The sequence below is a fragment of the Gordonia sp. YY1 genome (assembly GCF_009872315.1).
In the GTDB taxonomy this organism is placed as follows: Bacteria; Actinomycetota; Actinomycetes; order Mycobacteriales; family Mycobacteriaceae; genus Gordonia; species Gordonia amicalis.
This window is the reverse complement of the sequence record NZ_WXYI01000019.1, coordinates 77,424-88,955: the sequence shown is the minus strand read 5'-3', so window position 1 is coordinate 88,955 and position 11,532 is coordinate 77,424. Positions and strand designations below refer to the sequence as shown.

General features: G+C 69.2%; 9 protein-coding genes and 2 pseudogenes. 6 read left to right on the top strand and 5 right to left on the bottom strand.

Features of this window, described 5'->3' with window-relative positions; translation table 11 throughout:
* Nucleotides 1–146 (top strand): annotated as a pseudogene (locus BPODLACK_RS20000) (IS481 family transposase); the annotation flags it as partial.
* Between the two features lie 9 nt (nucleotides 147–155).
* On the opposite strand, the gene BPODLACK_RS19995 reads toward BPODLACK_RS20000, so the two are convergent.
* From BPODLACK_RS19995 to BPODLACK_RS19985, 3 genes are all read right to left on the bottom strand, one after another.
* On the bottom strand, nucleotides 156–656 hold the full coding sequence (locus BPODLACK_RS19995) for a hemerythrin domain-containing protein (protein ID WP_006437696.1): 501 nt from the start codon (nucleotides 654–656) through the stop codon (nucleotides 156–158).
* 96 nt (nucleotides 657–752) lie between these two features.
* Nucleotides 753–1,103: a metallopeptidase family protein gene (locus tag BPODLACK_RS19990; protein ID WP_006437695.1), complete on the bottom strand. Its 351-nt coding sequence runs from the start codon at nucleotides 1,101–1,103 to the stop codon at nucleotides 753–755.
* Nucleotides 1,104–1,106: 3 nt separating this feature from the next.
* The gene (locus BPODLACK_RS19985) at nucleotides 1,107–2,291 is read right to left on the bottom strand and encodes a septum formation family protein (protein ID WP_006437694.1); all 1,185 of its coding nucleotides are present in this window, start codon (nucleotides 2,289–2,291) and stop codon (nucleotides 1,107–1,109) included.
* A 97-nt stretch (nucleotides 2,292–2,388) separates the two neighbouring features.
* On the opposite strand from BPODLACK_RS19985, the gene BPODLACK_RS19980 reads away from it, so the two are divergent.
* The 4 genes from BPODLACK_RS19980 to BPODLACK_RS23795 all read left to right on the top strand — a co-directional run bounded on the left by BPODLACK_RS19980 (nucleotide 2,389) and on the right by BPODLACK_RS23795 (nucleotide 5,346).
* Nucleotides 2,389–2,808, top strand: a complete 420-nt coding sequence (locus tag BPODLACK_RS19980; protein ID WP_006437693.1) for an ankyrin repeat domain-containing protein — start codon at nucleotides 2,389–2,391, stop codon at nucleotides 2,806–2,808.
* A 75-nt stretch (nucleotides 2,809–2,883) separates the two neighbouring features.
* Nucleotides 2,884–4,143, top strand: a complete 1,260-nt coding sequence (gene serS / locus BPODLACK_RS19975; protein WP_159406046.1) for a serine--tRNA ligase — start codon at nucleotides 2,884–2,886, stop codon at nucleotides 4,141–4,143.
* A 14-nt stretch (nucleotides 4,144–4,157) separates the two neighbouring features.
* Entirely contained in the window at nucleotides 4,158–5,093 is a 936-nt protein-coding gene (locus tag BPODLACK_RS19970) for a hypothetical protein (RefSeq protein WP_006437691.1), read from the top strand.
* A gap of 124 nt (nucleotides 5,094–5,217) precedes the next feature.
* Nucleotides 5,218–5,346: an Rv1535 domain-containing protein gene (locus BPODLACK_RS23795; RefSeq protein WP_243828617.1), complete on the top strand. Its 129-nt coding sequence runs from the start codon at nucleotides 5,218–5,220 to the stop codon at nucleotides 5,344–5,346.
* Between the two features lie 22 nt (nucleotides 5,347–5,368).
* Here BPODLACK_RS23795 and BPODLACK_RS23650 read toward each other — a convergent pair whose 3' ends face one another.
* Both BPODLACK_RS23650 and BPODLACK_RS23645 read right to left on the bottom strand, forming a co-directional pair.
* Nucleotides 5,369–7,123 carry a cation-translocating P-type ATPase gene (locus BPODLACK_RS23650; protein ID WP_236577729.1) on the bottom strand — a complete coding sequence of 585 codons (1,755 nt, stop codon included), beginning with the start codon at nucleotides 7,121–7,123 and terminating at the stop codon, nucleotides 5,369–5,371.
* Between the two features lie 214 nt (nucleotides 7,124–7,337).
* Nucleotides 7,338–8,735 (bottom strand): annotated as a pseudogene (locus tag BPODLACK_RS23645) (HAD-IC family P-type ATPase); the annotation flags it as partial.
* 1,878 nt (nucleotides 8,736–10,613) lie between these two features.
* Between BPODLACK_RS23645 and BPODLACK_RS19960 the strand changes: the two are divergent.
* Nucleotides 10,614–11,492, top strand: coding sequence for a DMT family transporter (locus tag BPODLACK_RS19960; protein WP_006437689.1), 879 nt, complete (start codon nucleotides 10,614–10,616; stop codon nucleotides 11,490–11,492).
* Nucleotides 11,493–11,532 lie beyond the last annotated feature (40 nt).

Below are 11,532 nucleotides of genomic sequence, written 5' to 3'. Positions count from 1 at the left end.
ACGCCCGCCCCTACAACAGCGAGACCGAACGCGTGGCCGCCTTCGACGAGTTCCTGCGCATCTACAATCACGAACGCGGCCACACCGCACTCAGAGGCGACTCACCCGCCGACCGCGTACCCAACCTGGCGGGTCAGTACAGCTAGCCCTGCTCCCTACTTGAGGATCGCGTCGACCGTCTTCTTCAGTGCCGACGGCTGCGACGGACGACGCGGGGCCTTCTCCTTGAGACGCAACATCTCTTCGCCGATCTCCTGAAGGTCCTTGCGCCCGAGCGCCTCCCGCACCTTGGGGAACCACTCGTCCTCTTCCTCTTCGATGTGGTGTTCCACGTTCTCGATGAGCACGGTGGTCTTGGCGTCGAACCGCTCGGAGTCCGGTTTCAACGCGGCCAGCTCGACGACGAGCACGTCGGCGACGTGGTGCTCCTCGTAGGACTCCAGGATGTCGTCCTCGAGATCGGGGACACGCTTACGGATCTCGGGGTACATGCATTCGTTCTCGATGTAGGTGTGCACGGTCAGGGCCTCGATGATCTGGTCGACGATCTTGCCCTTGGTCTTGGTGGCGTTCGGACCCTGGGACTTGAAGTCGCGGAACAGCTTGCGGATCTCCTTGTGGTCGTCTTTCAAGATGACGATGGCATCAGTGGACATGCGGGACTCCTGGATGTGGGCTGGACATCGGTGCCTCGGTATTCCGCATTCCGCGGGAGATGAAACATGCGGTGTGGGCCGGGATTCGGTGGGTCCCTAGCCCCACCCGTTGGCGTGCAGCCAGGCGTCGTCGATGCCGAAGTGGTGGGCGATCTCGTGCATGACGGTGACCGCGACCTCGCGCACCACCTCGTCGCGGGAGCTGCACATCGCCAGGATCGGGTCCCGGTAGATGGTGATCGTGTCCGGCAGGAACCCGCCGTATTCGTGATCGCGCAGGGTCAGCGCGACGCCCTGGTAGAGCCCGAGGATGCCGGGTTCCTCCGGGTTGTGCGGCTCGACGAGGATCACCACGTTGTTCATCGCGCCGGTGAGCTCCGACGGGATGGTGTCCAGTGCGTCGGAGACCAGCCCGTCGAACTCGTCGTCGGACATGGGAACGGCCATGCGTCAGCCCGCCGGGGCGGGGGCTTCGTCGGGGTTCGGCGCGATGCCCGGGGGAAGCGGCACCGGCGTGGGCAGCGCGCGGCCGGGCGGGGCCGCGGGCGGCGGGACGGGCGCCTTCCCGTTGATCAGCAGTGCGCCGCCCTTGGCGTCGCCGACGAGGGTCGCGAATCCGCCCCGCTTGTCGGGGAGACCGAGGTAGCAGACCACTTTGCGGCTCCCGGCCAGCCAGCTCGGCTCGCTGAGGACCGACCACTGCACGTTCAGCGTGGTCGCGTCGAGGGCGGGCGCGCCGCCGACGAAACGTTCCGCCTGCTTCGGGCAGATCGACGAGAGGTAGTTGTTCTGGGCGCCGGTCGCCGGCCACGGCTTGTTCGACATCCGGTCGCCGAAGCGGATCGCGAGGTCGACGATGCCGGTCGTCTGGAAGGCGTGCGGTTCGGCGCAGTTCACCGGGAAACCGGTGGGGGTGCGGTTCTCGGGGTCGATGCCGATGCAGGTTCCCTCGGGCCAAACGTAGGACTGGTTCTGGTCGGCGACGCGCCCGGAGAACTGCGCGGGCTGACCGTCGGCGCCGTTCTCCTGGATTCCGCATCGCAACTGGCGGGCGCCCTTGTCCCACTGGGCCTGCGACGGGTACATCATGCCGACCGAGAAGCGTCCCTGCGGATCCAGCCGACCCTCGAGGTACTGATCGACGGCGACCGGGCACTGTTCGTCGCGGATGGCGGCGAAGCGCTCGGGTCCCGGCCACAGTGCGTCCTCACCGAACTCGACGCCGGGGATGAGGGAGGTGTCGATGCCGCCGGCCACCTCGAAGCGGTGCTTCTGTGCACAGTCGACCGCTGTCGGCTGACCGGGGTTCCCCGCCGGCCAATCGAGGCAGTCCCCGGCGACCGACCGGGTGAAAGCGTTCTGGACGAGTCGTTCGCCCTCACCGATGTCGCTGCCGCCGACGCTGCCGGAGTCGTCGAAGACACCCATCGCGAAGGCGATACCGCCCGCGGCGAGTGCGCCGACGACGATCGCGGCGAGAACCACGAAGACGGGGTTGCGCGGGGCGCGTCGGGCGGGTCGTCCGGCGACCGGCTCGTCGTGCCGTTCGACCGGGTCGACGGCGGTGAAGTCGTCGTCGGTGAGGTCGCGGGCGTCGGGGCCGGGCTTGTCGCGGCCAGGGTCGGGCTCGTTCATCGGGATCCATCATGCCTGGTCGATCCGACCAGGCGCACCCGCATCAGCCGATGCGGGGACGGGGGTCACGCGACGGACGCTGCCTACACTCGCGGGAGTGTCCGCCGATTCCCCTCAGTCCGCGCCCGGCCCGGGTCCGTCACCCGACCCGGAGGTCGTCGAACTGGCCACCCGGCTGTTCGACATGGCCCGTTCCGGCGACGCTGCCACGCTGGGCGGCTACGTCGACGCCGGCGTACCGGTGAACCTGCGCAAACAGTCCGGCGACTCGCTGCTCATGCTCGCGGCCTATCACGGGCATGCGTCGGCGGTCTCGGCTCTGCTGTCCCGCGGCGCCGATCCCGACCTCGCCAACGACCGGGGACAGACCCCACTGGCCGGGGCGGTGTTCAAGGGATTCGACGACGTGGTCCGGGTGCTCGTCGACGCCGGGGCCGATCCACAGGCCGGCACCCCCTCGGCGGCCGATGCCGCCGCGATGTTCGGCCGGGACGATCTGCGGGCGCTCTGGAGCTGACGGCCCGGCCCCGGCGGGCGTCTCGTCGATAGCGTGATCGGATTCGCATCGCACGCTCAAGTAGGGTTTGAAGGCGTGATCGACCTGAAGATTGTTCGTGACGACCCGGATCTGGTCCGTACTTCGCAGCGCACGCGCGGCGAGGACCCCGGCCTGGTGGATGCTCTGCTCGATGCCGATGCGGCCCGTCGTGCGGCCATCGTCGACGCCGACACGTTGCGATCCGAGCAGAAGGCTCTCGGCAAACAGGTCGGCAAGGCGCAGGGCGACGAGAAGCAGGCGCTGCTCGCCAAGGGCAAGGAGCTCGCCGAGCAGGTGAAGGCCGCGGTTGCGCGCCAGTCCGCGGCCGACGAGGCCGCCGCCGAGGCCCATCGTGCGATCTCCAACATCGTCGCCCCGGAGGCACCCGCCGGCGGCGAGGACGATTACGTGGTCCTCGAGCACGTGGGTAAACCCCGCGAGATCGAGAACCCGAAGGATCACCTCGAACTGGGCGAGTCACTCGGCCTGCTCGACATGGAGCGCGGCGCCAAGGTGTCGGGCTCGCGGTTCTACTTCCTCACCGGGCAGGGCGCCTTCCTGCAGTTGGGCCTGCTCAACATGGCCGCGCAGAAGGCGGCGGCCAACGGCTTCACGCTTATGGTCCCGCCCGTTCTGGTGCGTCCCGAGGTCATGGAGGGGACCGGCTTCCTCGGCTCGCACGCCGACGAGGTCTACCACCTCGACAAGGACGACGACCTGTACCTCGTCGGGACCTCGGAGGTGCCGCTCGCCGGCTACCACATGGACGAGATCCTCGACCTGTCCGACGGCCCGAAGCGGTACGCCGGCTGGTCGACGTGCTTCCGCCGGGAGGCCGGCAGCTACGGCAAGGACACCCGCGGAATCATCCGCGTGCACCAGTTCGACAAGGTCGAGGGCTTCATCTACTGCAAGCCCGAGGACGCCGAGGCCGAGCACCGGCGGCTGCTGGGCTGGGAGAAGGACATGCTGGCCGCGATCGACGTGCCGTACCGCGTCATCGATGTCGCCGGTGGCGACCTCGGGTCGTCGGCGTCGCGCAAGTTCGACTGTGAGGCATGGGTTCCCACGCAGAACACCTACCGGGAACTCACCTCGACGTCGAACTGCACCACCTTCCAGGCCCGCCGTCTCTCGATTCGCTACCGCGACGAGAACGGGAAGCCGCAGATCGCGGCGACGCTCAACGGCACGCTGGCCACCACGCGCTGGCTGGTGGCCATCCTGGAGAACCACCAGCAGCCCGATGGTTCGGTGAAGCTGCCCGCCGAGCTCGCGAAATACGTCGGTACCGACGTCCTCACCCCTCGCTGATCTGAGCCTGCGCCGTGACCAGCGGAATCGTCATCGCGGTGATCGGTGCGCTGGCGTTCGCCGCGGCCGCGGTTCTCCAGGCGCTCGGCGCCGAACAGGTCGCGCAGCGCGCCGCCATCCGGGAGGAACGTCGACGGTCCGCGGCGGCGCACCCGTCGTTGAAGTCCACCGCGCTGACGATGCTCACGGTCCCGTTCCTGATCGGATTCGTCTTCGACATCATCGGGTTCATCGCGACGATCGCGTCCGCCCGGCTGATCCCGCTGTTCCTGTCGCAGACGATCATCTCGGCGCGCCTGGTCGCCACTGCGCTCCTCGCCATGGTGGTGCTGAAAGTCGGCCTGACGCTGCGTGACTGGATCGCCGGTGCGGTCGTCGTGGCGTCGCTGATCCTGCTCGCGGCGTCGGCCGGTCGCGAGGGTGTGGAGCACACCGCGTGGATGCATTGGGCGGTCCTCGTCTCCGGTCCGGCGCTCTTCCTGATCGGTCTGATCGTGATGCGGCGCTTGAAGACCCACATCGCCACGGTCACCGGACTCATCGCCGGTGCGGTGTTCGGCGTGATGGCGGTGGCGTCCCGAATCCTCGACGGCCTCGACCCCCTCGACCTCACCGTGCTGTTCACCGACCCCGCCCTGTACGGGTTGCTGCTCAGCGGGATCGGCGGCTTCTACCTGTTCACCGTGGCGCTACAGACCGGCTCGGTGAACGGCGCCGCCGCGGCGCTCGTCGTCGGCCAGACGGTGCTGCCGGGTGCGGTCGGCATCGCCTTCCTCGGCGACGTCACGCGCGCGGGTTGGGGCCCGGCCGCGATCGTCGCCTTCGTCGCCGCCGTCGGCGGGGGAGTGGTACTCGCGTCGTCGGGAGCGGTGACGGCGGTCGAAACGGCCGACGCCACGAACGCGCCGCGGGGATACGGGCATCCGCCGCGGGTGGAGCACCGGGACTGACGGAATCGTGGCAGTGGAGCTGCGGGCGACGCGCCGGCAGCATTGTTCGGGACGTGAAGTGTTCAGCTGACGTTCGCCCGTCTGCCATTGTCTGGTCGGGCACGGCGCAATTAGCCTGACCTTCATGAGTGAGATCGCTCGGTCGCTCGGACCCGACGCCCTGGTGGCGTCCGGGGTTCGGCTGCTCACCCCGCCTGTTCGCGGGTTCTACGCTTTGCTCTTGCGAGCAGGCGTCCTCGTCATCGACGACTGACGCCGCACGTCCGGTCCGGCCGTCAGCCGTTCGACGGCTTCTTCGGTGCACCCTTCTTGGTCGGCGTCTTCTTGGCGGTTGTTTTTCTGGCAGCCGTTTTCTTGGCGGCCGTCTTCTTCGCCGGTGCCTTGGAGGCCCCCGCCCTGGTTGCCGTCTTGGTGGTCCCTGTCTTCTTGGGGGCGCTCTTCCGCGGGGCCGCTTTCCTGGCCGGCGCTTTCGCGGTGGCAGCCGGCGCGGCAGGCAGCGCATGCTGCTCGGTCGCCTCTTCGAAAGCTTCCTCGACAGCCTCGTCGACGACTTCGCGCACATGGTGCTCTGCCTTTTCTGCACGATGCTCGAGCTGACCGGTGGTGACCGCGTGGCCGATGCCGAGGGCAACGGCGACCGGCCAGTCGATGATCTCGACGGCGGCGAGCAGGCCGAGTGCGCCATAGAAGGCGAGCTTCTCCGGCGGCGGAACACCCACCCGTCCGACCACCGGAAGCTGAATCGAGAAGCTTTCGGCTTCTTCGACGAGCTTTGACACGTCGCGATGGGAATCCACGAAGGACTTCACCGATGTCAACATTTCCGACTCCAATCGGCTGTGCTCCATTGCTTGCCCAAGGGCTCTTCGGTTAGGCTTCCCTACATGACTGAGATCGCCCGGTCGTTTGACACCGACAGCCTCATCTCGACCGGTGTCCGGGTTCTGACCCCGCCCATCCGCGGGCTCTATGCCCTGCTGGTGCGTGCCGGTGTCCTCGTCATCGACGCCTGAACCCTGCTCATCGACGCCGCCTTCGGCGGCCGCTGACCCGAACGTCCCTCGGTACCACTCGCCGAGCTTCACGGTCACGGTCGGTGCAACCCTGGACACCGCCATCGCGGCGCCGGCGCCCACCGCTGCCTGACCCCATCCGATCGGCCCCAGCGGTCTACATCCGAACAACTGGCTCACACCCGGGGTGCTGATCACTCCGACCAGCACCGCGAAGGTTCCGATGCTGGTGGCGACGACCAGCGGCCCGTGCGATTCGGAGACGATCTCGGCGACCTGTGTCAGCACCAGACCGGCCAATCCCACTGTCGCCGCGCGCCTCTGCGTCCCGATCGGGCGAGCCAGAAGCCAGGCCAGGGTGGCACCTGTGACCGTCGAAACGCAGTGCGTGTAGGTCGCTCGCCACAGCGCGGCTTCGTCGAAGTCGGCCAGACCGCCGGCCACCTGGGGGCTCACGGCCAGGGCCGCGGCCGGGAAGGCGTCGGTGAGCATGTTGACAAGCAGGATCTGACGCGCGGACATCGCCGGACGTCCGGTCACCGCGCTGGTGATGAGGGAGAAGGTGACCTCGCCGAGATTGTGGCCGACCAGCATCGACACCGCGGCGTGCACGCGACGCCACAGCTGGTGCCCTTCGTCGATCGCAGTGATGAGCGCACCGATCTGGCCGTCGAGCAGCAGCACGTCCGCCGCCGTGCTCGCCGGGTCACTGCCGGTTGCGATCAGGCCGACGCCCACGGTCGCGGCACGGATGGCCGCGGCGTCGTTGGCGCCGTCGCCGACCATCGCACTCACCAGGTCGGCGGCCTCCAGCGCTTCCACCACCTGCACCTTGTGCTCGGGGGCCATGCGCGCGAAGACCTGGAAACGCTGCACGGCGTCGATACGTGCATCTGCGGTGAGCGAATCCCACACCGGCCCGGTCATCACGTCGTCGAGCGTCACCGGCAGGCCGAGATCTCGCGCAGCCACCGCGGCGGTGAGCGGGTGATCCCCGGTGATCAGCCGGACGCCGATGCCGCGCCGGCGGAGCTCTGCGAGCAGTGGGCGTGCGCTGGGGCGCGGCGTGTCGGCGATCCCCGATCGCTCCGACCGGGATCAGGTCCCGGTCGCACAACGCCTCCAGCGCCGACTGGTCGTCGCGAGCGGCGGCGGCCTGCTCCGACGTCAGCTCACGCCCGGCCACCGCCAGCACCCGTAGGCCCGATGCGGCCATCTCCTCGATGAGTTCATCGAGTCCGTCGTCCACCACGGTCAGACGAGCGCTGAGGATCTCGGGAGCGCCCTTGATGGACAGCGTCGTACCGACCAGAGCGGCCGCGTAGGGGCGATCCGACTGGAACGGCAGGTGCGCGTCGGCGTCGTCCAGTGTCATCCCACGTTCCTGAGCGGCGACGTGTATCGCCTCGTCCGTGGCGTGCTCCACCTTCCCGACGGTGGCCTTGACGGTCCGGGCCGCCGCGGCCAGCACGTCGTCGTCGGCGACACCGCTCACGCCACGGTGCGCGACGACCCTCAGGTGGTTCTCCGAGAGGGTGCCGGTCTTGTCGAAGCAGACGATGTCCAACCGCGCAAAGGCTTCCACGGCGCGGGGATTGCGGACCAGCACGTCGTCGCTGGTCAGTTGTCTCGCAGTGGCGAGCTGGGCGAGCGTCACGACCAGGGGCAGGCCTTCAGGGACCGCGGCCGCCGCGATCGCTACGCCCGTGCCCGCGGACTGGCGCAGCGGGGTTCCCCGCAGCAGGCTCAACACGCCGACGGCGACGCCGCCGGCGATGCTCCACGGCAGTGCCCTCCCGGTGATGTGCGCGAGCTGGGCCTGGAGACCGACCTTGCGGGCCTTTCGGGCGGTCATCGCCGACGCCCGGTTCATCTGGGTGCCGGCGCCGACCGTGGTGACCACGGCCACGGCGCGACCGGCGACCATGGTCGTCCCGGCGTGCAACATGCCGGTCCGGTCGGCCAGCGGCGCACCCGGCGTCGGATCGGTGGCCTTGCTGACGGGTAGTGATTCGCCGGTGAGCGCCGACTCGTCCACCTCGGCCCCATCGGCGACGATGATCCGCGCGTCGGCCGGGATGACCTTGCCCGGACCCACCCTGATGAGGTCGCCGGGCTGCAGGTCCCCGGCCGGCACCCGCTCGACGTCGGCGTCGTCTGTGGCTCCGGTCACGCGATGGGCCAGCGGTTCCTGAGCGGCCAGCAGACCGCCGAGGACCTTCTCGGCGTGCAGGGATTGTTGGGTGGAGGTCGCCGTGTTCACCAGCAGCACACTCGCGACGAGGACGGCGTCGAACGGGGATCCCAGCAGCGCGGTGGCCAGGGCGCCGGTGGCCAGAATGGGGGTGATCGGTTCGTCGAGATCCTCCCGGAAGGCTTCGAAGTACTCTCCGACGATGCGCCACGTGGCTGCCAGCGGGCCGGTCACCGGGGCCAGGAACCCGGGGAAGCGGCGCTCGTCGGTGCCGGCGGTCTTCGTCGTCCGCGGCTCCGGTCGGGGCAGCAGCGCACGCACTTCCTCGACGGGGAGCGCGTGCCAGTCGTGACCCGGCTCGGGGTGCGGGAGTGGGTCATCGAAGACACCGTCGGCGAGGCGGTACCCCGACCACAGCGCGCCCACCGCGGTCATGTTCACCGAGGTCGGACCGTTGCCGACGACCTCGGGCAACAGCATGACGGCACCGATCACCGACGCGCTCGCCGACAGTTCGATGCCCTTGGTCGCCGACTTCTTGGCTGCGGGGACGGCGTGCAGGATTCGCCACACGGCGCGCAGGTCCGGCACCAGTAGATCCGCACCCCACGGCGGGATCGAATTGTCCTGCCACACACCGACAACCACCTCCGCAGGCAGCGTTGCCGATTCGGTCGAACCGGTGACGAGGAGCACCTGCCGGCCGTCGGCGTGCAATTGTGTGAGCGCCCTCGCCAGCTCCCGGTCGATCCCGTCGTCGGTGGGCAACAGGTCATCGAACCCCTGACCGAGGGAGCGCAGGCCGTCGTGGTCGAGCGAGATCACGCGTATCCCGACGCGCCGCGACTCGGTGACCACCGCCGACGCGAACGGGTCGCGCAGGGCGCTGATGAGGGCCTCGCCGTCACCACCTGCGCCGGGAATGTCCGACAGCTTGTGCCATCCGGGCGCGAGCAAGCCCTCGTGCAGGGCCTCCCGGGCCGCCGACCATGCCGTAGAGCGCACCTCCGGCGGCACCCCTTCGATGCGCGTCACCGTGAGCTCGTCGGTGAACAGCACGCGCGGATCGATGAGGACCGTGGTGACCGCCTCGAGGGAGCGCAGCGCATCCGGGCGCATCACCACGGTGCGGTGGTGGAGCATCAGGCCGCGACCGAGGGCGACGCCGAACGACTCCCGGATGCTGCGGACGGGTTTGGGGACCAGGGCGAGTGCCGCCGAACCGGCGGTCGCGGTCTTCCCGGAGGCGATGCCGGAGATCGCGGCGGCTCCGATCCCCGCGAGAGTCGAGCGGTCGGCGTAGGAATCGGCGGCACCGACCGACCGGTGGGCCGCTCTCGGGCTGACACCCACGAGCCCCGCGGACTTGCACGCCTGCCGGGTCAACTCGGGCTCGAAACGCTCCCAGTTGCGTCGGGCGTTGATCGTCTCGGCCACGAGCAACGCCTGCACGGCACTGTCGGCAAGCAGCGCGCCGGGCGACACGGTCAGCACACTCATGCCGGCGCTGAGAGCGGAGAAGAACACCTGCGCGGCGTCGGGTCCGAGGCGCGCTTCGACGCGGCGTCGGATCGAGGGGGAGTTCTGCGCCATCGACACCGGTGCGGCCAACGCAGACGTGACCCCGGTGACCCGCAAGGCGGCCGCCCCGGTTGCGAGGATCAGCCCCGTCCCGGCCGCGTAGGCGCTCAGCAGTCGCGCAGCAAGGGCAGTGTCGTCGCCGGGCAGGCTCGCCGACGGTCGCCGGGGGGCGTCCGGGGATGCGGCAACCCGACTCTCGGCCTGTTCGACGACCTCGACGAGTTCCTCGACGGTCGGTCCGTTCGACTCGACCGTCACCACGACCCGGGACAGGGCTTCGTTCAGGACCGCGTCCCGGACGCCGGGCGTGTTCAGCAGATCGGCCACGATGGTGGTGCCGATCGTGTGGGCTGCGGAGCCATCGAGACCCCGCACCTCGATCCACCGGTTGTCGCCGTGCGAACTGCTTCGACGCACCGGGGGACCAGCGAAGGATTCGGCGACCAAACCTGCGGCCGTGCGCGCCAGGCCCGCGACGCCGCGCGTGGTCCCGACCGCGGCCTCACCGCTGATCAGTGCGGCGGCGCCGATCGCGAAGTGGGTTATCTGCAGCGGGATGTGGAACAGACCCATCTATCGTGTCCCCGTCTTTCGCCGGTCGTGCCGCGGCGACCTCGCCCGCACCTCGCGGATCTGCGGGAAACGGCCGGCCACAGCGGCCGGGGGCTGGACATCGGCATCGGTCAAAGTCTACGTCTGGTCGCGCGACGCCGCGGTGACTACTGTTCGATCATGCTGATCGGTATTCTCGCCGCGGTGTTCGCCGCGCTGGCCTACGGCACGGCGTCGGTGCTGCAGGCCCGAGGCGCGCAGAGCGTCGACGACACCGGTGCCGGGCCGGGTGAGGCGCCGTCCCTGCGGTCGACCATCGCCGCCATGCTGACCGTGGCGTTCATCGCGGGAATGGCGTTGGACGGCATCGGCTTCCTCGGCAACCTCGTGGCCGCGCGGATGATCCCGCTGTTCCTTGCGCAGCCGATCGTCAGCGCCAACCTCGTCGTGACGGTGGTGCTGGCCACCATTGTGTTGAAAGCGCGACTGTCCCAGCGTGATTGGACCGCGATCGGTGTCGTCGTGGTGGCGCTCGTCCTGCTCGGGTTCGCTGCCGGTGACGAGGGACGCAAACACGAATGGTGGCTGCACTGGGCGGTTCTCGTCGCGGCCGTCGTCATCCTCGGGCTCGGCGCCGCGATCCTGCCGCGAATGCAGAGCCGGGTCGCGGTGCTGGCGGGTCTCTCCGGCGGCGTCCTGTTCGGCGTGCTCGCAGTCGCGGTCCGAGTGCTCGACGGTCTCGACCCCTTCGACCTCGGCGAACTCTTCACCGACCCGGCACTGTACGCGATCATCCTCAGCGGTCCAGGTGGTTTCTACATGTTCACCGTGGCCCTGCAGAAGGGTGCGGTGAGCGCGGCGTCGGCCTCCCTGGTGGTCGGCGAGACGGTGGTGCCGGGTGTGGTCGGCATCGTGGTCCTCGACGACACCGTCCGTGCCGGCTGGGGACCGGTCGCGGTGATCGCCTTCATCGCCGCAGTCGTCGGCGCGGTCGTGGTGGCGATGTCGCCGGTGGTGGAAGAGGTGGAGCGGGCAGGAGAGAACGCCCCCGTGGCTTGAAAACCGTCTCGCGAGCAATCCGTGCCCACCTTGCTCGGAT

Bases quoted from the DNA above. Each gene is read 5' to 3' on its own strand.
- BPODLACK_RS19995 (WP_006437696.1), bottom strand. From the start codon at position 656: ATGTCCACTGATGCCATCGTCATCTTGAAAGACGACCACAAGGAGATC.
- BPODLACK_RS19990 (WP_006437695.1), bottom strand. From the start codon at position 1,103: ATGGCCGTTCCCATGTCCGACGACGAGTTCGACGGGCTGGTCTCCGAC.
- BPODLACK_RS19985 (WP_006437694.1), bottom strand. From the start codon at position 2,291: ATGAACGAGCCCGACCCTGGCCGCGACAAGCCCGGCCCCGACGCCCGC.
- BPODLACK_RS23795 (WP_243828617.1), top strand. From the start codon at position 5,218: ATGAGTGAGATCGCTCGGTCGCTCGGACCCGACGCCCTGGTGGCGTCC.
- BPODLACK_RS19960 (WP_006437689.1), top strand. From the start codon at position 10,614: ATGCTGATCGGTATTCTCGCCGCGGTGTTCGCCGCGCTGGCCTACGGC.